Origin of the sequence: Flavobacterium sp. Leaf359, from assembly GCF_001423985.1 — a bacterium.
Taxonomy (GTDB): Bacteria; Bacteroidota; Bacteroidia; order Flavobacteriales; family Flavobacteriaceae; genus Flavobacterium; species Flavobacterium lindanitolerans.
The window spans coordinates 82,862-104,264 of record NZ_LMPW01000013.1; the positions used below are offsets into that span (position 1 = coordinate 82,862).

Here is a 21,403-nt window from a genome sequence, read left to right on the forward strand (position 1 = left end):
CCCCTGCTTCAAAACAGGCATCGTTATAATTTAGTCTACCTTATTGATTTTCTCTACTTTATCTTTCCAGTATTGCATCATGGCAAAGGAAACAATCATGGATGCGGCAGAACCTTCAATGAACAGTCCAAAACAGAACTGATATAAAGACGGGTCACCTCCACCAAAAATATAGCTGTCTGCAAAAGAGTCCAGATAGGTATTGCCGCCTCGGTATTCTACATAAATCATGAAAGCAATGAGTCCTAAAATCAGCCCGACCATTGCGGTTATAAAACCGGAAAGGAGATTGGTCAGATAGCCGTTTATGCCATCATGATAGTTTGATTTTATGGTCTTGTTTACACCATAGATTACAAAAATAAAATTAACGAGTCTGAGATAGATGTGGTCTTTTAGGTCGAGTGCTTCAATAAGCAGGAAGTATAATCCTAAACCTATAAAAATAATCACACCGTTGGTTACTAATCTGGATACTTTCATAATATTCTGTTTTTAGTTATACTATTTAAGTTATAAATGATTTGGTTTTAGGGGTACCGCTCGATTTATGTATTAAAATTACGAATATTATTTTATTTTTCGCATCCTATTTGGACTTGCTTTGAATTTTTAGTAAAATTTTAATAAATTAAGTTTTTTCTGATTAATTCAAAGAAGTTGATTTTACAGGTTTATTATTTTCGTCATACAGTAGAATCCAATCGTTATGTCCAAAATAATCCCATTTTGCAGCAGCCAGGTCTACAGTCGGATCGATGAGTTGTTTGTAAGGTTTGCCATTAATTGAAACATGACAATCCACAAAAACACTAACATCTTTGCCCTGTTTTGCAAATACCTTTTTTATTCTTTGAGCCATTTGCCAGATGGCATCGGGCTTGTCAGCAACCATGGCTATTTGCTTGTCCGTAAGGCTGGAATACAAGCTGTAAGGCAGGCGCTCTCCGGTCTTTTTGTCAATGACTTTATATGTGGAATAACCGGTTCTTGACCGAAGCATCATTCTCCAGCTTAAACGGTGTCCTTCTTCCGTCCAGAGTACGTCGCCTTTGATAAACCAATGGCGAACCGGCAGTGCAATCTGGATTAAAAAATAAGGAATAAAAAAGTAGAACAGAATTGATTTGTTCTGATAAATGGGTTCGTTTCCTTCCGGTTTGGGTTTCTTTTTGAAAAATAATGCCCTTATTTTTTCAGGAGGATAAAAGAATACGGCAAAACTCAAAGCAAAAAACGGAAAGATACCTATTTGCAATGTGATGGCGTTAAAGAGGTGGAATAGTAAAGAAGCGATAAAGGCAAGGGTTCTGGTTTTTTTCCAAAGTAGCATCGGCACGATAAGCATGTCGAACAAAATACCGGAATAGGCAATGAAAAGATAGAACCATTTTTGGTTGAAGATGTTCTGGATAAAAGGATAGGATGATTTGTTTGCTAAAAGATTTTTAGTAAAAGTGCCATCGAGCCAGTCCGGATAGAATTTAGATACTGTTGCAAAAAAGTAGACAATGGCCACCTGAAATATCATTACCAATGAACACCATTGAGGCATTGTCAGGCTTTTTATTTTGGGGTTTTGCTTGGCATCAAGAGAAGCATATCGGTTTGCGGGAAGGAAAATCATGATCAGGCAAACCAGAACCAGCATGTAATAATGATTGTTATAGGATGTTTTCTGCATCCAATAGGTTAGGGTCCATAAAACAGTAAAAGCAGAAAGACTCCATTTGTATTTCCAGCCAAGCATTACCAAAATGCCAAGGACTCCCATCGTGGCAAAATAAAAATACATTCCGTAACCAGGAAGCGGTTGCAGCCATTCCATTCCAATATGGCTGAATGTAAATTGTGGCTTTATGAAATTTTCTTTGACCCAACCAGTCAAAATGGCTCCAAAAGTTTCTGCTGCCAGTAGAAAACCGAAAAAAATACGAAAAATAATTAGCGGTGAATTGTCTATGGGCAGAAAGAGCTTTTTCATTTTAAACTTTTTATAAAACTTTGGGTTATGATTTTATCATTTTCAATCGCTGCTTTAAGGGTGTCAATAGAATCGAATTTTTCTTCAGAACGAATCCGTTGCAGAAAATAAATGCGCATTTCCTTTCCGTATAAATCTTCTTCCAAATCTAAGAAATTTGTTTCTATTGTTCTTTCCTTTCCGTCAACGGTAGGATTGGTGCCAATGTTCATCATGCCAAAAATTTCTTTTCCGTTCCAGTGGCTTTTGACGATGTAAACGCCATTTAAAGGAATCAGCTTGTATTCTTCTTCAATTTTTAAATTGGCTGTTGGGAAGCCAATTGTCCTCCCGAGCTGTCTTCCTTTTACAACTGTTCCCGTAATGAAATAGTTGTATCCAAGATATTCATTTGCTAATTGGATATCGCCACTCAAAAGGGCTTTCCTTATTTTTGTGGAGCTTATGGAAACTTCGTCGATTTCTTGAGCAGAAATTTGTTCTACTTCAAAATCGTATATTTTTCCATAGGCAATCAAATCGTTGATATCTGCAGAACGGTTTTTTCCAAAACGGTGGTCGTGTCCTATGATTATCTTTTTGATTTGAAATTGGTCGACAAGTATGGTCTTGACAAATTCTTCGGCACTTAACTGCGAAAAACTTTCGTCGAACGGATGTATGATTAGGTTTTGCAGCCCAATGTTTTCTAATAATTCTGCTTTTTCCCGGATCGTATTCAGGAGTTGTATTACAGAATTACCCTGTAGCACCATTCTTGGATGTGGGAAAAAGGTAAGTACCAGACTTTCAGTATTGCTTTTTTCAGCCTCTTGTGTGAGCCGTTCGATTATTTTTTTATGCCCCAAATGAACGCCGTCGAATGTTCCAAGCGTGGCAACGGTATTTTTGTTGGGTTTAAAATCTTGTATGTTGTGGAAAATATTCAAAATGGTGGGATTATCTTTTTGGCAAAATTAAGCTATATGCCCAATAAAAAAAACTTCTGGGTTCATATCTTACTGATGCCTTGAATAGTAAGTGGCTGTTATATAAAAATCAGGATATAGTGGATGTTGTTAAATATCTCTTTCATTTTTATTGTTAAATAATTAGAATATGCATATAAATCATTAATTTTGACTTCGTAAACTATAAAAATTATGAAAAAACTATTACCGCTAATTGTTTTTGTCCTTATGTTTTCTGCGGGTTATTCGCAGTCTCTACCAATTTGGACAAAAACCACTGCAGAAAAGCTAAGTGTTTTGGAAAAAGCAGACCGTAGCTCTATGCCACAAAAATTCCAGATTTATCATTTGGATTTTTCAGGATTGAAATCACAACTGCAAATGGCTCCTTCAAGGGAGACAGGTGAGGTTTCAAATGTAATAATTGCTTTTCCAAATCCACAGGGAAAGCTTGAAAATTACAGAATTTATGAATCGTCAGTAATGGCGCCTGAATTAGCAAAAAAATACCCTGAAATCCAGGCTTATATTGGTCAGGGAATTGATGATCCAACTGCTAAAATCCATCTTACAACTACAATTTTTGGTCTTCACACAATGACATTGTCTGGAAGAGGAACATTTTACATTGATCCTTATACCAAAGACGTAAAGAACTATATTGTTTATGATAAGTCGGATTTGACAGCGCCTCGAAATTTTGAGTGCCATGTTCAGGATAGTGCTACAAATTCAGAAGAATTTATCGGGACACCGCCTCCGGCGAGCGACGGAAGATTCAGGACATATCGTTTGGCAATGGCTTGTACGATTGAGTATGCAGCTTTTCACGTAAATGCAGCAGTTGCTGCAGGAACTCTGAGCCCAACGGCAACTACAGCACAAAAGAAAGCGGCTGTTTTTGGCGGCTATGAACGTTACTGTTGCTCGTGTAAACAGTGTTTATGAGAGAGATATGTCGTTGAGAATGCAATTGGTTGCCAATAATGAAAGCATTATTTTTATTGATTCTGATAACTTTAATAACACAAATGCAAATCAATTGATTAACCAAAGCCAGACACAGATTACTAACATAATTGGAAATGCAAATTTTGATATCGGACACACTGTTAGTACTGGTGGAGGCGGACTTGCCGGTTTGGGAGTTGTTTGTTTGACAGGGCAAAAAGCAGCTGGAATTACAGGTTCTGATGCACCTGTTGGAGATCCTTATGATATTGATTATGTTGCCCATGAAATGGGTCACCAGTTTGGAGCAGAACATACATTCAACGGAGTAGGAGGAAGTTGTACAACAGTAAATGGTTCGGATCCAGGTACACGTGCTCCGGGTCAAGCTGTTGAACCGGGAAGTGGTTCTACTATTATGGGTTATGCGGGAATCTGCGGAGCAGTGAACGTTCAGTCCAATTCCGATGATTATTTCCATGCGGTAAGTATTGCTCAAATGGTAGCGCATATTACCGGTTCAGGAAATTGTGTTCCTGGAGTAGCAAATGGAAATACACCGCCGGTTATTGCGCCATTAACTAATTATACTATACCTAAAGGAACGGCTTTTGTCTTAAAAGGGAATGGTACTGATGCAAATGGTGACGCTTTAACCTATTGCTGGGAGCAAACAAATCCGGGAGCAAGCACAGCAAGTCCAAGCTCTACAACAACAACATCTAATCCGAACTTCAGATCTGTACGTCCTTCTACATCGCCAAATAGATATATGCCGTCTTTAAGCAATGTGCTAAACGGTAATTTGACGTCTGCATGGGAAATGATTCCTTCTGTAGCCAGAACAATGAATTTTGCATTGACTGTCAGAGATAACAGAGCTCCAAATGGCGGACAGACATCCAGACAGAATATGACGGTTACTTTTGACGGTAATTCAGGACCTTTTGCTGTAACATCACAAAATACAGATGGAATTTCATGGACACAAGGTCAGACGCAAACAGTTAATTGGAATGTGGCAGGAACAACTGCAGCGCCAATTAATACTTCTAATGTAAATATTTTGCTATCTACAGATGGAGGATTAACGTATCCAATCACTTTGGCAGCTAATACTCCAAATGATGGATCAGAGGCAATTACTGTTCCTAATGTAGCAGCTCCTTTTTGTAGAATTATGGTTGAGGCAGTAGGAAATATTTACTACGCCATTAACTCAAAATCTTTTGCTATTGGATATACTGTAACAAATACTTGTAATACCTATACTACCAATACAGCTTTTGCTATACCTGATAACAATCAGAACTTTACTGTTAGAGCTACCAGCATACCAACAACTGCTAACATATCTGATGTAAATGTGGCTGTTAATATATCTCACACCTATCTTGCAGATTTACAAGTCGTACTTGTTAATCCGGCACAAACTCTTGTTCCTCTTTTCCTTAATGCATGTGACGGCGTGACTACGAGTTTAAATGCAACCTTTGATGATCAGGGTACTAATGTTACCTGTGGTGCTGTGATTACGGGTAATATTCTGCCAGCAGAGCCATTATCTGTTTATAACGGAACAAATCCACAAGGAAACTGGTTGTTTGCGGTTAGAGATTTAGCAGCACAGGATACTGGAACTGTAAATTCATTTTCAATAACAATTTGTTCTCAAACTGCCGTTTTGAGTACTGAAAATTTTGGGCTAGCAGACTTTAAGATTTATCCTAACCCAAATAATGGTACTTTCAATATTCAGTTTAATTCTGATTCAAGTAATGAAATTAAAGTCGGTGTACATGATATTAGAGGAAGAGAGATTTTTAATCAGTCCTACCAAAATACCGGATTGTTCTCACAAAGCCTTCAATTAAGCAATGCACAGTCGGGAATTTATCTTGTTACTGTTCAGGATGGAGATAAGAAAGAAGTTAAGAAGATAGTGATTCAATAATCACTGAATCTAAATCATAAAAAAGGAACTCGAAAGAGTTCCTTTTTTTATAGGTTTATTTTTATATGGGTGATTATTTGATTGTCAACAATTGGTGGCATGTCGATTTGCAGTTCAGAGCCTTTTTTGACGAGGTTGCCTTTAGTTACCCTGTAATACCCGGCTTTTCCTTTGCAATAACAAAAAACGCCAAAAAGCATTTTGGTACTTTGGATTCCTTTATCTGAAAAAGAAAAATCAGTATAATTCTTATCCATTTCGAAAACGATTTCTTCTGAATAACCGGCATCTTGCAATGTTTTGTCAGCTATTTTCTTTTGGTATTTATAAAGGAAAACAACCTTATCCGGATTTTCTTCAAGTTCATAATAAACCTTGTCGATACCGTCTGTTTTTACATTCATGCTTTTGTTTTGGAGAATTTCAAAACTGCAAATTCCTTCTTCTGGACAAGGGCTTTCAATTTTGGTTTTTTTGCTATTGTTTGCCATGGTTTTGGAAGTTTTGGTGCTACAGCAGGCTATGACCAATCCGATTAGTGGTAAAAGGATATATTTTTTCATAAATTTTGTTTTTCTTATATTAAAGATAGCAAAAAGAAAGCCAATTATTTTCCGTTGAAAGTATTCATGGTAATGTCAAGTCCTGACAATGCGAACGAGCGGATGATTTCTGCGGCAACGTCTAGCCTTTCCGGAAGTTTTGCCGTTTCTTCTTCATTCCATTCTCCCAATACATAATCGACCTGCCTGCCTTTTTTGAAATCGTCGCTGATTCCAAATCGGAATCTGGGATAATCGGAAGAGTTTAGGGTTTGCTGTATACTTTTTAATCCGTTATGTCCGCCATCGCTTCCTTTCGGTTTGATTCGTATGGTTCCGAAAGAAAGGTTCAGGTCATCTGTTATTACCAGAATATTGGAAGCCGGTATGTTTTCCTTATCCATCCAATATTTTATGGCCTTGCCGCTAAGGTTCATGTAAGTGTTGGGCTTTAAAAGAAAAAGCGTTCGGCCTTTTAGCTTGTATTCTGCCATAGCGCCAAGCTTTACGGTTTGGAAATCAAGACTTTCTTTCCGAGCCAGATGATCCACTACTTTAAAGCCTATATTATGTCGGGTATTTACGTATTCTGCGCCAATATTTCCAAGGCCAACGATTAAAAATTTTTTCATCGGGTCTGAATCTGTTGTTTTTTGTTTTTTGCTAAAAATGTTGAAAATCCAATTTTTCATTTCGTAAAAATAGTTTTTCTCTGCGGATTAGCTTTGCTGTTTTGTAATCTTTTATAAGTATGTAAAATAAAAAAAGCATCAGTTTTAGGCTGATGCTTTTGGTATAATTCAAGGTGAAAATTATTTTTTCTTTCCTTTTGCTGGTGCTTTTGCAGCTTTTGCAGCTTCTTGAGCAGCTTTCATTGCAGCACGTGAAATTCTTACCTGAGCAACAACAGTGTTGTCTGGGTGAAGCAATTTGTAGTTGTCAGCAACTAATTTAGTAACGTATAATTTGTTACCCATTTCAAGACCTGAGATATCAGCATCTACGAAGTCAGGAAGGTTTTTAGGAAGTGCTTTTACTTTCAATCTACGTTGGTTCAAACGTAAAACTCCCCCTAACAATACACCTGGAGAAACACCAGTAACTCTTACCGGAACTTCCATAGTGATTTCTTTGTCATCGTGTAATTGGAAGAAGTCTAAGTGCAAAATTTTGTCTGAAACAGGGTGCACTTGAGTATCTTGCAATACTGCGTTGAAAGTTTTACCACCTTCAAGTTCGATCACAACTGTGTGAGCGTTTGGAGTGTAAATCAAATTTTTGAATGCTTTTTCTTCTGCTGAGAAATGCACCGGCTGATCTCCTCCGTATAAAACGCAAGGAACCATTCCAGCATTACGTAAGGCTTTAGTCGCTGACTTGCCCACGCTTTCTCTTTCTGATCCTTTAATTGTAATCGATTTCATTTGTAAATATATATAATTAATAAAAAATTCTACATTAAGAATTTACCGCTGATAGAGTTATTGTGCTGTACCATCTGCATTACTTCTGCAAAAAGCGGTGCACAGCTCACCACACGGATTTTTTTCGATTCCTTCTTCAACGGAATAGAATCGGTAACGATTAACTCACTTAATTGTGAATTCTCAATTTTTTCATAAGCATTACCAGATAAAATGGCATGCGTACAAATAGCTCTTACGCTCAAGGCTCCTTTTTCAATCATCAGGTCTGCCGCTTTGGCAAGAGTCCCTCCGGTATCAATCATGTCATCCACAAGAATGATATTTCTTCCTTTTACCTCGCCAATCAGTTCCATACTTTCAATCACATTGGCGGCTTTTCTTTGCTTGTAGCAGATAACTACGTCCGATTCTAAGAACTTAGAATAGGCATAGGCTCTTTTAGAACCTCCCATATCCGGAGATGCGATTGTCAGGTTCTCCAGGTTCAGGCTCTTTACATATGGCAAGAAAATAGTCGATGCGAACAGGTGATCCACTGGTTTTTCAAAAAAGCCCTGAATCTGGTCAGCATGCAAATCCATAGTCATGATTCGGGTAGCTCCTGCAGCTTCAAGCAATTTGGCAACCAATTTTGCCCCTATGGGCACACGAGGTTTGTCTTTCCTGTCCTGACGGGCCCAACCAAAATACGGTATTACAGCCGTAATGTGGCGAGCCGAAGCTCTTTTGGCAGCATCAATCATTAGCAAAAGTTCCATAAGGTTGTCTGCACTTGGAAAAGTGGAGCAAACCAAAAAGACTCTTAATCCTCTGATTGATTCTTCGAAAGACGGTTGGAATTCACCGTCACTATATTTTGAGAACGTTATTTTACCTAGCTCCACGCCATAGCTTTTAGCTATCTGCTCGGCTAAATATACACTTTGAGAACATGCAAATATTTTTGCTTCCGGTTCTTGGTGCGACATTTTAATTTGTTGTTTAGTAGTTAGTTAGTGTTGTGTGTTGTAAACGAGGTGCAAATTTAGGAATAAAATCCAACTCTGAAAGAATATTTTTCACTATTTTTTCTTTTAAATGAAATTATTTTTTTTACATTTGCACCCACAATTGAAACACATCAATTGCCTGGATGGCGGAATTGGTAGACGCGCACGACTCAAACTCGTGTACTTAGGTGTGTGGGTTCGATTCCCACTCCAGGTACTTAAAAACAAAACCTCTGAGAAATCAGAGGTTTTTTATTGATGTTTGTTTAAATCTTCTTGATTACATAAGTCACAATACCCCAAATCATAAAATTGTTTTCTTCCGAAATTTTGATGGGTTTATAAGCCTGGTTTTCCGGCATAAGATACAATCCGTCTTTTTCTAGTTTTAATCTTTTTACCGTGAACTCGCCGTCAATAAAACAGATGGCTATTTTTTTATCTGCCGGTTCCAGACTGCGGTCAACAACAAGAATGTCCTTGTCATTTATTCCCGCATCTATCATGGAATGTCCTTCGGCCTTTATATAGAAAGTGGTTTCCGGATCTTCAATTAAGGCTTTGTTCAAATCAATTGTAGTTTCCAAAAAATCAAGGGCAGGCGAGGGAAAACCTGCCGAAACGCCTTGTGAGACATATGGAATTTTAAGCTCGTTTTGCAAATCGGGCTTGAAAAAGGTCAGTTTTTGGGCTTTATGTTTGCGGTCTAATGGCATTTGGCTACAAGTATTTGGTCCCAACGGGTAGTGTATTTTGGCGAAAGCATATTTTGTTTCATGTTCCATGTTTTGGAATCCTGAGAACCCAATTTGACTTTCCGGTCTCCGATTTTAGAATTGATTTTATCAATAGCTTTCATCAATAGATGGTGTTTCGGATTTTCTTCCTCAAACAAATGGAGCTGTTTTTCATTGGTATTGATTAGCTGGGTAACGATTACGCCTGCTTTTTGAAACCGCTCTCCCTTATGTTCCTCATATAATTTTTCCAGAATCCGTATGGCGGCCTGATTTATGGTTAGCGTAGAATCTGTACCAAACGGCAACGTAATCGAATTGTGATAATATTGTTTGGTTGCCGGTGTTTTGTGTTCCATGGTTGCCAGCATTACAACCACTGTATGGCAGCAGGAATCTTGCGCCCGGAGTTTTTCTGCACAGACAGAAGCAAAAGTAGAAACACGTTCTCTCAGGGCATCAAATTCAGTTAACTGTTTTGGGAAGCTTCGCGTAATGGCAATGCTTTTTTTATTACCGGGTTCTTCAATGCCTAAAACCGATTCTCCTAATAATTCTTTCCTGAGCCGTAGACCGGTAACTCCCATTTCTTTTTTTACCCAGCTTTCATGAAAGGGTTCCGTGAAATCATAAGCCGTTAGTATATTTTTGGCCTTCATCTTTTTCTTCATGCGGTATCCAATACCCCAAACGTCTTCGATTTTAGTCCATCGCAATGCCTTGATGCGTTTTTCTTCGGTGTCGATAACATAGACACCATTGGTACGTTCCGGATATTTACGGGCAATTTTATTGGCTACTTTGGATAGTGCTTTCGTCGGAGCAAAGCCAATACAAACGGGAAGGCTTAATCCTTTAAGGAGCGTATCTTTAATTTGTTTGCCATAATTGTCATAATCAGGAATATTCATTCCTTCGAAATTAAGGAAGGCTTCATCGATGCTGTATATTTCTACATAGGGAGTAAACCTGTTGAGGATATTCATGGCACGCCGGCTCATGTCGCCATATAGGGCATAGTTGGAAGAGAATACTTTGACCTTATGTTGCCTGAGCATTTCCCGGACTTTAAATTCAGGAGCTCCCATAGGAACGCCTAATGCTTTAGCCTCATCGCTTCGGGAAATAATACATCCGTCATTATTGGACAATACCACAACAGGCTTTCCATTATATTGTGGTTGGAAAACCCTTTCGCAGGACGCATAAAAGTTATTGCAATCGACTAAAGCATACATACTACAAAATTAAGGCAAACCCTTAAAAATTAGTCTTTGACAAAAGTTAATGTTGAAAATATTATCGTAAGAAAATTATACAAAAAAAGCCATCAATAGTATGACGGCTTTTCTATATAGGGTGTTTTTTATTTATACTAACAAATCCAACAGAAAAGAAGGATAAAGTCCTATTGCAATATTTAGCAGGATAGCGGCTGTTGCGACCGCACTGTATACAAAAGGAACGGGTTTTGCTGCTTCTGTGGCATCTTTAGTATACATGGCCAGAATCAATTTGAAATAGTAGCCAACACTGATGATAGAGTTTACTACGGCAACAATTACCAGAATGACATGTCCCGCATTCAGCATTTGCCCGAATAAGAAAACTTTAGCGAAGAATCCTGAAAATATAGGAATTCCGGCCATAGAAAGCAAAGCTCCGGTAAGCACAGCGGCTAACAGTGGGTTTGTTTTTCCCAGTCCGTTGAAATTAAAAATATCTTCGTTGTCTTTGTCTTTAGTAACATACAGCAGTACAGAAAAAGCGGCAATTCCTGCCAAAGCATAGGCAGAAGCATAATAAAGCAGTATTCCGGCAGAAGTTGAAACGGCCAAAAGTGTCATCAGCATAAATCCGGCATGCGAAATACCAGAGTAAGCCAGCATTCTTTTTACATTGTTTTGTCTTAGTGCCATGATGTTTCCAATTGTCATGGAAAGGATAGAAATCAACATCAAGGCTGTTTGTGACGAATCAGGAAGGTTCACATTCATTGCACTTACCAATTTAAAGAAAGCAGCCATAGCCACAACTTTAGCCAAAGTACTCATCAGGGCAGTTGTCAGGGCAGGAGAGCCTTCATAAACATCCGGTGCCCAGAAATGAAACGGAACCGCCGCTATTTTGAAAAGCATACCAATGCTAAGAAGGATAGCACCTATGTAAAACCAGTCTTCTACATCTGCAGAAGTTCCGGCTTCCTGAATTACGGCCATGTCAAAAGAACCGATAGCCCCATAAATCAATGCAATTCCAAATAAAATAAATCCGGAAGCAAAAGCTCCCATCAGGAAGTATTTCATACCCGCTTCATTACTTTTCAGGCTCAGACGATTGCTGGCTGCCAAAACATATAATGAAATGGAAAGAATTTCAATTCCAAGGAAAAACATGGCTAGATTTCCAAAAGCTACCATAGCAACGGCACCTGTCAATAGAAATAGTTTGATAGAAACAAAATCGGATATTTTGTGTATTTGCTTTTCGTGAAAGCTAGGTGTCAGGGCAATTAAGAACACTGTCAATATTATAAACAGGCAAGAAAACGGTGTTGAAAAATTATCGCTGACAATCATATTATTGTAGGTGTCGGCAGAATCATTTAATCCAGTCACTGTCAATCCCAGGATTGCAAGCAAGCCAATAATTGTTACAGGGACAATTGCTTTCCTTACGTTGAAAATTTCAGCCAAAAGGCATAAAACCCCTAATACGGCAATAGCTATTAATGTATACATTTTATATCTGACTAAATTAAATTCTGTTTATAATTTTTACTACTTCTTCAAGGCTTGGTGTAATCAAATCAATGATTGGTTTTGGATATAGTCCGAAAAATACCAATACGCCAATAATTATTACCATTACAACACCTTCATTGAAGTTGATGTCTGCAAAAAATTTCTCGTTTTTGTCTCCCAGCATTACTTTCTGGAACATTCTTAGCATGTAAAAAGCGCCCAGAATAATTGTTGTTCCACCAATAATACAAACGGTAACACTTCTTTGTGCTAAGCTGTAAAGCAATTCGAATTCTCCCACGAAGTTGAATGTTCCAGGTAAGGCTACAGAAGCTAAAACCAGAATCATGAACATGGAAGTGAATTTAGGAGCCTGAATTCTGATGCCTCCCATTTGTGAAATTTTTCCGGTTGCATATCTTCTGGAAATAATTTCGGCTGCGAAGAACAGACCTACTACGCCAAAGCCATGGGCAATCATCTGCAATGTAGCTCCTCTCAAACCATCTAAGGTCATAGTATAACAACCTGCCGCAATCAATCCGACGTGAGCCAGTGAAGAATAGGCCAATAATTTTTTAATGTCTTTCTGCTTCAAGGCTACGATAGAGCCGTAAATCACTCCGGCAACACTTAAACCTACAAGATAGAACAAATATTCTTTTGCCGCTTGCGGAGCAATAGGCAGTTGCCATCTGATAATACTGTAAAGCGCCATTTTCAACATAATACCGGATAATAGCATTGTTCCAACAGCCGGAGCTTTTTGGTATACTTTTGCCTGCCAGGTATGGAAAGGAATAAGTGGAATCTTAATGGCATAAGCCAGAAAGAAGCCAAGGAATATCCAGAATTGTTCTTGCGTAGACAATTGAGCTTTAATAAGGTCGCTCAACATAAAGCTTCCTGCTTTTTGGTATAGGTAGATAAAGGAAACCAACATGAATAAAGACCCGGCGAAAGTATAGATAAAGAACTTTACGACAGCTTTCTTTCTGCTTTGCGGATTACCGTTACCCCAGATTAATGCAATGAAATAAATAGGAATTAATGAAAGTTCCCAGAAAATATAATATAAGAAACCGTCTGCGCTTAAAAACGTTCCCACCATAGCAAAAACCATGAACAGGATTAAAGCATAGAAGTTTTTGGATTTAGCATAAGTATTTCCAAAAGACGAGAATATAATCAGCGGAGTCAGGGCTGTAGTAAGGACAATTAAAGCCATACTCAAACCATCTGCTCCAAGAGCAATATAGATTTTAGGAATTGTTATCCACGGCTTGATGAAGTTGATATCCTGTCCGGCATTATATAAGTTCAAAAGATAAATCGATGCACCAAACGCAGCAAGACTAAATAGCAATGCTATTTTTGAAGCCCATTTGTCTCCGGATAGAAAAGTAGCAATTGCTCCGACTAATAAAATAATTAATAATAAAGATACGTCCATTAGTGATGAATTATTGAGCTAAAAATAAATAAGCGATAATTGAAGCAGTTCCGATAACAAAAACAAAAAGATAGAATCCTACGCTTCCGTTTTGAAGTACTCTTCCTTGCGTTCCAACCATATTTGTGACTTTGCCCAATCCGAAAATAAATCCTGATAAGGCTGTTTCGATAAAGTTTTTCGAGAAGCTTGCTATTGCATAGATTGGCTTCACGATTACCGCCATATAAATTTCATCTACATAAAACTTATTATATAAAACTTTTGAGAATCCTGTAATTTCATTGTCTTCTGCAGGCACCTGAGATTTTTTGATATAATTGGAATAGGCAATTCCAATACCAATTAAGGCACCCACAACTGCCACTCCCATCAATATAAAAGTAGTGCTGTCTAAGTGGTGTTCTTCTCTTGCTCCAATAAAAATTGGCTTCAGGTATTCGTTCAACCAGCTATGTCCGGGGAAGCTGATAAAACCTCCAACGGTAGATAGTATAGCCAATACAATCAATGGGAAAGTAATCAGGCCCGGTGATTCGTGCAAATGATGTTTCTGTTCCTCGGTTCCTCTGAATTCTTTGAAGAAAGTAAGGTATAATAAACGGAACATGTAGAAGGCAGTCATGATTGAAGCCAACGAAGCGATAACCCACAATGCCTTGTTTTCATGGAAAGCTACCATCAGAATTTCGTCCTTAGAGAAGAAACCGGCAAAAATAGGAATACCTGAAATGGCTAAAGTTGCAATCAGGAAAGTAATGTAAGTAACCTTCATGTATTTTCTTAAACCACCCATTTTTCTCATGTCCTGTTCGCCGTGCATAGCATGGATAACAGAACCCGAACCTAAGAACAGACAAGCTTTGAAGAAAGCGTGTGTAATTACGTGGAAAACGGCAATTTCATAAGCGCCTAATCCTAAGGCCAAAAACATTAAGCCAAGCTGTGAAACTGTAGAATAAGCCAAAACCTTTTTAATATCGTTCTGAACCAAAGCAATAAATGCAGCAACTAAAGATGTTATGGCACCTATTATGGCTATAACCATCTGGATAGTTGGTGTCAAATCGAATATGAAGTTCAATCGGGTAATCATAAAAATTCCGGCAGTAACCATTGTTGCTGCGTGGATTAAAGCAGAAACCGGGGTTGGTCCTGCCATCGCGTCAGGAAGCCATGTGTATAATGGAATCTGAGCTGATTTTCCTGAAGCACCAATAAAAAGACATAGTGTTCCAAAAGCAAGCCATCCTAAATCAACCGTACGCCCGGAAGCTACTATGGCTTTAATTGTTGTGAAATCAACAGAGCTGAACAGGTAACCCAGGGTGAAAATTCCGATTAAGAATCCAAGGTCTCCGATTCTGTTCATGATAAATGCTTTTTTAGCAGCATCGTTGTAATCCTGGTTTTTATACCAGAACCCGATAAGCAGGTAGGAGCATAATCCAACACCTTCCCAGCCTATGAACATGATTAACAGGTTTGAACCTGTAACCAGTGTTATCATGAAGAAAATAAACAGGTTGAGGTAAGCAAAAAACTTATGCAGATTTTCATCATCGTGCATATAGCTTATGGAATAGATATGAATTAAAGTACCGATTCCTGTTACGAAAAGTAACCAAAGAACAGACAGCTGGTCTAACAGAAAACTGAAGCTAACGTCGAAGTTTCCAAGTGTCATCCAGTGAAACAGGTCAATGAGTATAGGCTGTTTTGTACTGTTTATCTGAAAGAAAAAGTTTAATGCGATTCCAAAGGAAACAGCAACTGCAATAGTCCCGATGGTTCCGGAAACATTACGGCTGACTTTTTTTCCAAAGAATACGTTGAATAAAAAGCCTGCAAATGGCGCCAATAATAAAAATAATAGTAAGCTTGTCTCCATTAGGGATTATCCTTTTAAATTTTTTAATTTATCAATATCAATCGAATGAATGTTTCTGTAAATTCCAACCAGAATAGCCAAACCAACTGCAACTTCTGCTGCAGCAACGGCCATAGAGAAAAATACGAATACTTGTCCTGCTGCATCCTGATGGTAGGTTGAAAAGACAACCAGCAAAAGATTTACCGCATTTAGCATAATCTCAATTGACATAAACATTACGATGGCATTTCTTCTGAACAGAACTCCAAATATCCCGATACAAAACAGTATCGTAGAAAGATAGATGTAGTTGTTAATGCCTATTTCCTGTAAAACATTCTGCATAACTATAAGCTTATTTTTTCTTCTTTTTTAGACAATAGAACTGCTCCAATCATAGATACTAATAACAATACTGACGCAAATTCAAATGGAATCATGAAGCCGTTTTTCTCATCAAGCAATACCTGTCCCAAAACTTTGATGGACTGGTAATCTTCACCAGAAACATAATATTCCTCAATAATTGGCATTGATTTTATGAAAGCAGCCAAAAGTACAAAAGCCACCAGACAGAAAGAAGCCACTGCTGCGAGTATCGTAAGCCCGCTTTTGTGTTTTTCGTCTTCTTTGTTGAGGTTCATTAACATTATCGTAAAGAGCAAGAGAATCATAATTGCTCCGGAATATACTATGATGTGTACAACAGCCAGGAATTGTGCATTGAACAGCAAATAGTGTCCGGCTATAGAAAAGAAACAGATTACCAGATAGATTGCGCTATGAATCGGATTTCTGGAAAAAATCGTCAGGAACGCAGTAGCTAAAGTAATTGCAGATAAAATATAAAATACAGTTGTCAACATATTAATTAGCCGTTTTCAATTTAGTATTATTCAAAGCCTGTTCTAAAGGCATAACCAATTTATCTTTTCCATAAATAAATTCGTCTCTTTCGTAATTTGCCTTTACAATCTTTTTAGATGTAGTCAGATAGATAGCCTGTTTAGGGCAAGCTTCTTCACACAAGCCACAGAAAATGCAACGCAACATATTAATTTCGTAGATAGAAGCATATTTCTCTTCTCTGTACAGGTGTTTTTCATCCGGCTTTCTTTCTTCTGCTTTCATTGTAATAGCTTCGGCAGGGCAGGACAGTGCACACAAACCACAGGCAGTACAACGCTCGCGACCTTCCTCATCACGCATGAGCATATGCTGTCCGCGGTAAACAGGACTCATTGGACGAACCTGTTCCGGATATTTAATCGTTACTTTTCTGGTGAATAAGTGCTTAATAGTGATTAACAATCCTTTTACGATTGCCACAAGATAAAGGCTTTCCCAAAAATTCATCTTTTTGTTGGAAACCTCCTTCTTTCTTCCCGATAATGATATAGTTTCTATACTCATTTTGATATATGATTTAAGATTTTTGATTGGAAATATCCCTTCTAAATCTTTTTATTAATCCTGATTTATTGAACCAACAGCATTACTACTGCGGTTACTATAATGTTTGCTATTGCCAGTGGAATCAAGGCTTTCCATCCCAATCGCATCAGCTGGTCGTAACGGAATCTCGGTATCGTCCATCTTACCCACATAAAGAAGAAGATGAAGAAACATATTTTTATAAACAACACGACTATTCCAAGGATGTTTGCCGGATTGACACCCCAGTTTTCAACAGCCCATTCCATTCCCGGATAGTTGTAGCCTCCAAAATAAAGAACGGCCAAAATTGTTGATGATATGAACATACTTGCATACTCGGCAAAAAGATAGAATCCCATTCTCATGGAAGAGTATTCCGTATGGTAACCCCCAATTAATTCGGCTTCACATTCTGCAAGGTCAAAAGGAGTTCTGTTTGTTTCGGCAAAAGAACATACCAGAAAAATAATAAAGCCCAGAGGTTGATAGAAAACATTCCAGTGCATGCCGCTTTGGTTGGCTGAGATTTCGCGCAAGCTAAGGGTTCCTTCCATCATCAGCAAAGCAATGATTGAAAGTCCCATAGCAATTTCATAAGAAATCATTTGGGAAGCTGCACGCATAGCAGACATCAATGAGAATTTGTTGTTCGATGCCCAACCTCCAATCATGATTCCGTATACTCCAACAGACAATACTCCGAATACGTATAAAATGGCAACGTCAATATCTGTAGCCTGCAAAACAATATCTCTTCCAAACAGGTGCAGTTTGTCTCCCCATGGAATAACGGCACTGGTCATTAAAGCAACGCTCATAGAGATGGCAGGACCTACTACGAATAAGAATTTGTTTGGTGTGTCAGGAAGGAATTCTTCTTTTGAAAATAATTTAAGTCCGTCAGCAAGCGGTTGTAATACCCCACCTTTTCCGGCTCTGTTTGGTCCGATACGGTCTTGAAGCCAGGCAGCGATTTTTCTTTCGGCAAGTGTAGAATACATCGCCATCAACATAGTGATAGCAAAGATTATGACAATAAAAACTCCTTTTTCTATGATTATCGTACTGTCCATCTTATCTAAATATTACCTTCCTTAAATTCCTGTTCCTCTTCTTTTCTCAAAGGAACGGCTGCCATACTGATTTTTCTTCTGTCCTGTTCACGGCCTTTCAGGATTCCTTTTTCTGTTTCGATAACAACCGTATCTAATTTTCTGGTGTAATTGTTTTGGTTGATAACCGAATCTTTTTCGAATTTTCTTGGACCTTCAATAACCCAGTCTTCTACATTTTTATGGTCAAAACGGCATTCGTTGCAAATGAATTCTTCCACTTCATGGAATTCGTCTTTTCTTCCGGTAACTCTTTGTATTTCGTTTCCAAACATCCATACGGTTGTCTTACCGCAGCATTTGTCACAGTTTCTGTGGGCGTTGAATGGTTTGTTGAACCATACTCTCGATTTGAAACGGAAAGTTTTATCTGTCAATGCTCCAACAGGACAAACATCAATCATGTTTCCTGAAAATTCATTGTCGATTGCTTTTGAAATGCAGGTTGAAATGTTGGAATGGTCACCTCTGTCAACAACACCGTGAACACGGTTGTCTGTTAGCTGGTCTGCAACCATAACACATCTGTAACACAAAATACAACGGTTCATGTGCAATTGGATATTCGGGCCTATGTCTTCCGGCTCGAAAGTCCTTTTTTCTTCAATATAACGGGTCTGTGATTTTCCGTGTTTGAAACTCAAATTCTGAAGATCACATTCTCCGGCCTGGTCGCAAACCGGACAATCCAATGGGTGGTTAATCAGCAAGAATTCCGTAACCGCTTTTCTGGCGTCTGTAACCCGCTCTGATTTGATGCTGTTTACTTCCATACCGTCCATTACGCCTGTAACGCATGAAGCTACCAATTTTGGCATTGGTGTTGGATTCGCATCGCTTCCTTTGGAAACTTCAACCAGACAGGCACGGCATTTTCCGCCTGAACCTTTCAGTTTTGAATAATAGCACATCGTTGGCGGAACCGATTCGCCACCGATCATTCGAGCAGCCTGCAGGATAGTGGTTCCTGGTTCTACTTCTATGGTTTGACCGTCTATTGTTACTTTCATTTTTTTATTCTTGATAAGATAAAGTCTTAAAGTTGTATAGTCTTAAAGTGTAAAGTCTTGAAGTTGTAAAGTTTTAAGGCGTTAAAATCATCTGGCTCTATACCTTCCGACTTTTGACTTTAGGATTTCCGACTTTATACCTTATGACATTCGACTTTAATACTTTCGACTTTAATACTTTCGACTTTATTACTTTCGACTAAATTTAAACTGTTTGTTTTCCAACCAAGTGTCTCACCTTTTCAAAAGGCTCGTTTACGAAATGGTCTCTGTTTTTTATTTTTTCCGGGAAACGGACATGATATTCGAATTCATCTCTAAAGTGACGGATTGCAGCGGCAACCGGCCAGGCAGCAGCATCACCTAAAGGACAAATTGTGTTTCCTTCAATCTTGCTCTGGATGCTCCAAAGCAGGTCAATATCTTCTTCGCGGCCATGGCCGTTTTCAATTCTGTGCAATACTTTTTCAAGCCAGCCTGTTCCTTCACGGCAAGGCGAACACTGTCCGCAGCTTTCGTGGTGGTAGAATCTGGAGAAGTTCCAGGTGTTTCTAACAATACAAGCGGTATCGTTGTATACTATAAATCCGCCGGAACCTAGCATGGAACCAGTAGCAAATCCGCCATCACTTAATGATTCGTAAGTCATCAGACGGTCTTCACCATTTGCAGTCTTATAAATCAAATTGGCTGGCAGGACAGGAACAGATGAACCTCCGGGAACAAATGCTTTCAAAGGTCTTTCGTCAATCATTCCGCCCAGATATTCATCAGAGTTCATGAATTCATCAACACTAAGTCCCAATTCGATTTCGTAAACGCCCGGATTTTTGATGTGTCCTGAAGCAGAAATCAGTTTGGTTCCGGTTGATCTTCCAATTCCTATTTTAGCATATTCTGCACCGGTATTGTTAACAATCCAAGGCACTGCTGCAATGGACTCTACGTTGTTTACTACGGTAGGATTTGACCAAAGTCCGGAAACAGCCGGGAATGGCGGCTTGATACGGGGATTTCCTCTTTTTCCTTCCAGAGATTCAATCAAAGCAGTTTCTTCACCGCAGATATAGGCACCACCACCACAATGAACATACAGGTCAAGGTTGTAGCCGGTTCCTAAAATGTTTTTTCCAAGCCATCCTGCAGCATAGGCTTCTTTAATAGCTCTTTCAAGAATTTTGTACACCCACATATATTCACCGCGGATGTATATATAAGATAAGTTTGCTTCTAAGGCATAGCTGGAAGTAATCATTCCTTCAATAAGAAGGTGAGGAATGTACTCCATCAGGAAACGGTCTTTAAAAGTTCCCGGTTCTGATTCATCAGCATTACAAACCAAATGTCTTGGCTTTCCTGATTTTTTATCGATGAAGCTCCATTTCAGCCCGGTAGGGAAACCAGCACCACCACGACCTCTCAATCCGGAAGCTTTCACTTCTTCCACAACTTCATCAGGGGTCATCGATTTCAGGGCTTTTTCTACAGAAGCATAACCACCGTTTTGGCGATAAACTTCATAGGTCTTAATCCCCGGAATACTTGCTTTCTCTAATAATATTTTCTTTGACATATTATTTATCGTGTAATATAACCTTGTTATCTCTGCAATCAGCAATAAGTTGGTCGATTTTGTCTTTCGTCAGATTTTCCTGGAAAAAGTCACCAAGCTGCATCATGGGTGCATAACCGCAAGCTCCGAGACATTCAACTCCACGTACCTCAAACATTCCGTCTGCTGTTGGCTCACCAACTTTAACGCCCAGTTTGTCACAGGTATAATCCATCAGATTTTCAACACCTCTCAAACAGCAAGGTGAAGTCTGACAGAACTCAAACATATATTTTCCAACCGGTCTTTGATTGAACATCGTATAAAAAGATACGACTTCATAAACCTCGATTGGCTTTATTTCAAGTATTTCGGCAACCTTATCCATCAGTTCAACGCTCAGCCAATTGTCATGGGCATCCTGAACATCGTGCAGGACTGGCAAAAGGGCCGACTTTTTCTTGTCTGCCGGATAATGGCTCAAAAGCTCGTTGATGCGTTCCATCAATGCTTCTGTGATATTTATTTCTTGTTTGATATGTAAACGTTCCATTTTCTATTTCAGATTTTTGATTTCAGATTCAATCTGACATTCAAAATTTATACTCCTAAATATATTTTCTGATTTCTGATTTTTGATTTCTGATTTCTGCGGCCTCAAACCCTAAATCTTAAATCTTAAATCCCA

General features: G+C 38.6%; 21 protein-coding genes and 1 tRNA gene. 3 read left to right on the plus strand and 19 right to left on the minus strand.

Annotated features, from left to right (window positions below; all coding sequences use genetic code 11):
• Nucleotides 1-30 precede the first annotated feature (30 nt).
• From ASG38_RS12840 to ASG38_RS12850, 3 genes are all read right to left on the minus strand, one after another.
• Nucleotides 31-483, minus strand: a complete 453-nt coding sequence (locus ASG38_RS12840) for a hypothetical protein (RefSeq protein WP_056071665.1) — start codon at nucleotides 481-483, stop codon at nucleotides 31-33.
• 163 nt (nucleotides 484-646) lie between these two features.
• Entirely contained in the window at nucleotides 647-1,984 is a 1,338-nt protein-coding gene (locus ASG38_RS12845) for an HTTM domain-containing protein (protein ID WP_056071668.1), read from the minus strand.
• On the minus strand, nucleotides 1,981-2,913 hold the full coding sequence (locus ASG38_RS12850; protein WP_056071671.1) for a bifunctional riboflavin kinase/FAD synthetase: 933 nt from the start codon (nucleotides 2,911-2,913) through the stop codon (nucleotides 1,981-1,983). The genes ASG38_RS12845 and ASG38_RS12850 overlap by 4 nt, the downstream gene beginning before the upstream one ends.
• A gap of 213 nt (nucleotides 2,914-3,126) precedes the next feature.
• On the opposite strand from ASG38_RS12850, the gene ASG38_RS12855 reads away from it, so the two are divergent.
• Both ASG38_RS12855 and ASG38_RS12860 read left to right on the plus strand, forming a co-directional pair.
• Entirely contained in the window at nucleotides 3,127-3,882 is a 756-nt protein-coding gene (locus ASG38_RS12855) for a hypothetical protein (protein WP_056071673.1), read from the plus strand.
• Complete coding sequence (locus ASG38_RS12860) at nucleotides 3,845-5,839, plus strand: zinc-dependent metalloprotease family protein (protein WP_056071675.1); 1,995 nt, start codon at nucleotides 3,845-3,847, stop codon at nucleotides 5,837-5,839. The genes ASG38_RS12855 and ASG38_RS12860 overlap by 38 nt, the downstream gene beginning before the upstream one ends.
• A 47-nt stretch (nucleotides 5,840-5,886) precedes the next feature.
• Here the strand turns inward: ASG38_RS12860 and ASG38_RS12865 are convergent, their stop codons facing one another.
• The 4 genes from ASG38_RS12865 to ASG38_RS12885 all read right to left on the minus strand — a co-directional run bounded on the left by ASG38_RS12865 (nucleotide 5,887) and on the right by ASG38_RS12885 (nucleotide 8,776).
• Nucleotides 5,887-6,402: a hypothetical protein gene (locus tag ASG38_RS12865; protein WP_157486175.1), complete on the minus strand. Its 516-nt coding sequence runs from the start codon at nucleotides 6,400-6,402 to the stop codon at nucleotides 5,887-5,889.
• A gap of 44 nt (nucleotides 6,403-6,446) precedes the next feature.
• A complete protein-coding gene (gene pth / locus ASG38_RS12875; protein WP_056071682.1) occupies nucleotides 6,447-7,073 on the minus strand; it encodes an aminoacyl-tRNA hydrolase in 627 nt (208 codons plus the stop codon).
• 120 nt (nucleotides 7,074-7,193) lie between these two features.
• Nucleotides 7,194-7,805, minus strand: a complete 612-nt coding sequence (locus tag ASG38_RS12880; protein ID WP_056071685.1) for a 50S ribosomal protein L25/general stress protein Ctc — start codon at nucleotides 7,803-7,805, stop codon at nucleotides 7,194-7,196.
• Between the two features lie 29 nt (nucleotides 7,806-7,834).
• Entirely contained in the window at nucleotides 7,835-8,776 is a 942-nt protein-coding gene (locus tag ASG38_RS12885) for a ribose-phosphate pyrophosphokinase (RefSeq protein ID WP_056071689.1), read from the minus strand.
• 158 nt (nucleotides 8,777-8,934) lie between these two features.
• Here ASG38_RS12885 and ASG38_RS12890 point away from each other — a divergent pair.
• Nucleotides 8,935-9,014: transfer RNA gene (locus ASG38_RS12890), tRNA-Leu, on the plus strand.
• A 49-nt stretch (nucleotides 9,015-9,063) separates the two neighbouring features.
• On the opposite strand, the gene ASG38_RS12895 is transcribed toward ASG38_RS12890, so the two are convergent.
• From ASG38_RS12895 to ASG38_RS12950, 12 genes are all read right to left on the minus strand, one after another.
• Nucleotides 9,064-9,513 carry a LexA family transcriptional regulator gene (locus ASG38_RS12895; protein WP_056071692.1) on the minus strand — a complete coding sequence of 150 codons (450 nt, stop codon included), beginning with the start codon at nucleotides 9,511-9,513 and terminating at the stop codon, nucleotides 9,064-9,066.
• Nucleotides 9,504-10,772 carry a Y-family DNA polymerase gene (locus ASG38_RS12900; protein ID WP_056071695.1) on the minus strand — a complete coding sequence of 423 codons (1,269 nt, stop codon included), beginning with the start codon at nucleotides 10,770-10,772 and terminating at the stop codon, nucleotides 9,504-9,506. The genes ASG38_RS12895 and ASG38_RS12900 overlap by 10 nt, the downstream gene beginning before the upstream one ends.
• Before the next feature lie 132 nt (nucleotides 10,773-10,904).
• The gene (locus ASG38_RS12905; RefSeq protein ID WP_056071698.1) at nucleotides 10,905-12,275 is read right to left on the minus strand and encodes an NADH-quinone oxidoreductase subunit N; all 1,371 of its coding nucleotides are present in this window, start codon (nucleotides 12,273-12,275) and stop codon (nucleotides 10,905-10,907) included.
• Nucleotides 12,276-12,291: 16 nt separating this feature from the next.
• On the minus strand, nucleotides 12,292-13,731 hold the full coding sequence (locus ASG38_RS12910; RefSeq protein ID WP_056071701.1) for a NuoM family protein: 1,440 nt from the start codon (nucleotides 13,729-13,731) through the stop codon (nucleotides 12,292-12,294).
• Between the two features lie 10 nt (nucleotides 13,732-13,741).
• Nucleotides 13,742-15,622 (minus strand): NADH-quinone oxidoreductase subunit L, encoded by a 1,881-nt coding sequence (gene nuoL / locus ASG38_RS12915; RefSeq protein ID WP_056071704.1) that lies wholly within the window; start codon nucleotides 15,620-15,622, stop codon nucleotides 13,742-13,744.
• Between the two features lie 6 nt (nucleotides 15,623-15,628).
• Nucleotides 15,629-15,949 (minus strand): NADH-quinone oxidoreductase subunit NuoK, encoded by a 321-nt coding sequence (nuoK, locus tag ASG38_RS12920; protein WP_056071706.1) that lies wholly within the window; start codon nucleotides 15,947-15,949, stop codon nucleotides 15,629-15,631.
• Nucleotides 15,950-15,951: 2 nt separating this feature from the next.
• Nucleotides 15,952-16,470 carry an NADH-quinone oxidoreductase subunit J gene (locus ASG38_RS12925; protein WP_056071709.1) on the minus strand — a complete coding sequence of 173 codons (519 nt, stop codon included), beginning with the start codon at nucleotides 16,468-16,470 and terminating at the stop codon, nucleotides 15,952-15,954.
• A 1-nt stretch (nucleotide 16,471) separates the two neighbouring features.
• On the minus strand, nucleotides 16,472-17,017 hold the full coding sequence (gene nuoI / locus ASG38_RS12930; protein ID WP_056071712.1) for an NADH-quinone oxidoreductase subunit NuoI: 546 nt from the start codon (nucleotides 17,015-17,017) through the stop codon (nucleotides 16,472-16,474).
• Between the two features lie 65 nt (nucleotides 17,018-17,082).
• A complete protein-coding gene (gene nuoH / locus ASG38_RS12935) occupies nucleotides 17,083-18,114 on the minus strand; it encodes an NADH-quinone oxidoreductase subunit NuoH (protein WP_056071715.1) in 1,032 nt (343 codons plus the stop codon).
• Nucleotides 18,115-18,119: 5 nt separating this feature from the next.
• Nucleotides 18,120-19,163, minus strand: coding sequence for a 2Fe-2S iron-sulfur cluster-binding protein (locus ASG38_RS12940; RefSeq protein ID WP_056071717.1), 1,044 nt, complete (start codon nucleotides 19,161-19,163; stop codon nucleotides 18,120-18,122).
• A gap of 205 nt (nucleotides 19,164-19,368) precedes the next feature.
• Nucleotides 19,369-20,736: an NADH-quinone oxidoreductase subunit NuoF gene (gene nuoF / locus ASG38_RS12945; RefSeq protein WP_056071720.1), complete on the minus strand. Its 1,368-nt coding sequence runs from the start codon at nucleotides 20,734-20,736 to the stop codon at nucleotides 19,369-19,371.
• 1 nt (nucleotide 20,737) lies between these two features.
• Nucleotides 20,738-21,268 carry an NAD(P)H-dependent oxidoreductase subunit E gene (locus tag ASG38_RS12950; RefSeq protein ID WP_056071723.1) on the minus strand — a complete coding sequence of 177 codons (531 nt, stop codon included), beginning with the start codon at nucleotides 21,266-21,268 and terminating at the stop codon, nucleotides 20,738-20,740.
• Nucleotides 21,269-21,403 lie beyond the last annotated feature (135 nt).

What these genes read in the sequence shown, in the direction of transcription:
- ASG38_RS12840 (WP_056071665.1), bottom strand. Translation starts at nt 483, where the DNA reads ATGAAAGTATCCAGATTAGTAACCAACGGTGTGATTATTTTTATAGGT.
- ASG38_RS12845 (WP_056071668.1), bottom strand. Translation starts at nt 1,984, where the DNA reads ATGAAAAAGCTCTTTCTGCCCATAGACAATTCACCGCTAATTATTTTT.
- ASG38_RS12855 (WP_056071673.1), top strand. Translation starts at nt 3,127, where the DNA reads ATGAAAAAACTATTACCGCTAATTGTTTTTGTCCTTATGTTTTCTGCG.
- ASG38_RS12860 (WP_056071675.1), top strand. Translation starts at nt 3,845, where the DNA reads ATGAACGTTACTGTTGCTCGTGTAAACAGTGTTTATGAGAGAGATATG.
- ASG38_RS12865 (WP_157486175.1), bottom strand. Translation starts at nt 6,402, where the DNA reads ATGAAAAAATATATCCTTTTACCACTAATCGGATTGGTCATAGCCTGC.
- pth (WP_056071682.1), bottom strand. Translation starts at nt 7,073, where the DNA reads ATGAAAAATTGGATTTTCAACATTTTTAGCAAAAAACAAAAAACAACA.
- ASG38_RS12880 (WP_056071685.1), bottom strand. Translation starts at nt 7,805, where the DNA reads ATGAAATCGATTACAATTAAAGGATCAGAAAGAGAAAGCGTGGGCAAG.
- ASG38_RS12885 (WP_056071689.1), bottom strand. Translation starts at nt 8,776, where the DNA reads ATGTCGCACCAAGAACCGGAAGCAAAAATATTTGCATGTTCTCAAAGT.
- ASG38_RS12895 (WP_056071692.1), bottom strand. Translation starts at nt 9,513, where the DNA reads ATGCCATTAGACCGCAAACATAAAGCCCAAAAACTGACCTTTTTCAAG.
- ASG38_RS12900 (WP_056071695.1), bottom strand. Translation starts at nt 10,772, where the DNA reads ATGTATGCTTTAGTCGATTGCAATAACTTTTATGCGTCCTGCGAAAGG.
- ASG38_RS12905 (WP_056071698.1), bottom strand. Translation starts at nt 12,275, where the DNA reads ATGTATACATTAATAGCTATTGCCGTATTAGGGGTTTTATGCCTTTTG.
- ASG38_RS12910 (WP_056071701.1), bottom strand. Translation starts at nt 13,731, where the DNA reads ATGGACGTATCTTTATTATTAATTATTTTATTAGTCGGAGCAATTGCT.
- nuoL (WP_056071704.1), bottom strand. Translation starts at nt 15,622, where the DNA reads ATGGAGACAAGCTTACTATTATTTTTATTATTGGCGCCATTTGCAGGC.
- nuoK (WP_056071706.1), bottom strand. Translation starts at nt 15,949, where the DNA reads ATGCAGAATGTTTTACAGGAAATAGGCATTAACAACTACATCTATCTT.
- ASG38_RS12925 (WP_056071709.1), bottom strand. Translation starts at nt 16,470, where the DNA reads ATGTTGACAACTGTATTTTATATTTTATCTGCAATTACTTTAGCTACT.
- nuoI (WP_056071712.1), bottom strand. Translation starts at nt 17,017, where the DNA reads ATGAGTATAGAAACTATATCATTATCGGGAAGAAAGAAGGAGGTTTCC.
- nuoH (WP_056071715.1), bottom strand. Translation starts at nt 18,114, where the DNA reads ATGGACAGTACGATAATCATAGAAAAAGGAGTTTTTATTGTCATAATC.
- ASG38_RS12940 (WP_056071717.1), bottom strand. Translation starts at nt 19,163, where the DNA reads ATGAAAGTAACAATAGACGGTCAAACCATAGAAGTAGAACCAGGAACC.
- nuoF (WP_056071720.1), bottom strand. Translation starts at nt 20,736, where the DNA reads ATGTCAAAGAAAATATTATTAGAGAAAGCAAGTATTCCGGGGATTAAG.
- ASG38_RS12950 (WP_056071723.1), bottom strand. Translation starts at nt 21,268, where the DNA reads ATGGAACGTTTACATATCAAACAAGAAATAAATATCACAGAAGCATTG.